This is a genomic window from Pseudoroseomonas ludipueritiae (genome assembly GCF_014490445.1).
Classification (GTDB): Bacteria; Pseudomonadota; Alphaproteobacteria; order Acetobacterales; family Acetobacteraceae; genus Pseudoroseomonas; species Pseudoroseomonas ludipueritiae.
The window spans coordinates 1-648 of the sequence record NZ_JACTUZ010000385.1 but is presented as its reverse complement, the minus strand read 5'-3'; the positions used below and the strand labels follow the sequence as shown (position 1 = coordinate 648).

Here is a 648-nt window from a genome sequence, read left to right as displayed (position 1 = left end):
GGCCTGGCCCTGGGTCAGCACCAGGTCCACGAGCGCCGCGCCTTCGTCCCGCGTGCCGTTGAAGAGCGCGAGCCCGCCGTCGCCGTGGCGGAAGAGCCGCAGCGCCGGGGCGGCGCGGTCCAGCGCCAGGCCCAGGTGTGGCGGCGCCTCCAGCCCGGCGCCGTGGACGAGGTTGCGGATCTCGATCAGGTCCTGCACCGCCAGCAGGAGCTGGGCGGGGCTGCGCTCGGCATGCGCGCCATCGGGCAGGATCTGGCGGTCGATCTCGGCCGGCAGCAGCCGCAGGCAACGGGAGATCCAGGCTTCCTCGGCCAGCGCCACGGCGGCGGCGAGGCCGCCCTTCAGCGCCGCCAGGGCGCCGCGATGGCCGCATTCATCCGGCAGGCCTGCCACCAGCACCCGCGCATCCTGCGCCAGCCGCACCATGATGGCGCGGCGGAAGCCATCCTCGGCCGTCGCGGCCAGGAAGTCCCAGTGCCCAAGCCAGGCGGAGATGCGGGTGCCCGCCACCTCCGGCACCACGGCCATGGCTTCCTGCGCGCCATTGGCCAGCCAGTCGGCGGCCAGGTCGCGCGCGCGCAGCCGGGCGCCGTCGGTGCCGAGCGCGCGCAGGTCCCGCAGCCAGGTGAAGCCATGCACGGCGGCGCG

At 76.1% G+C, this 648-nt stretch carries 1 pseudogene; it reads right to left on the bottom strand.

From position 1 onward, the window contains the following. Positions 1–648, bottom strand: a pseudogene (locus tag IBL25_RS26530) (heparinase II/III family protein); the annotation flags it as partial.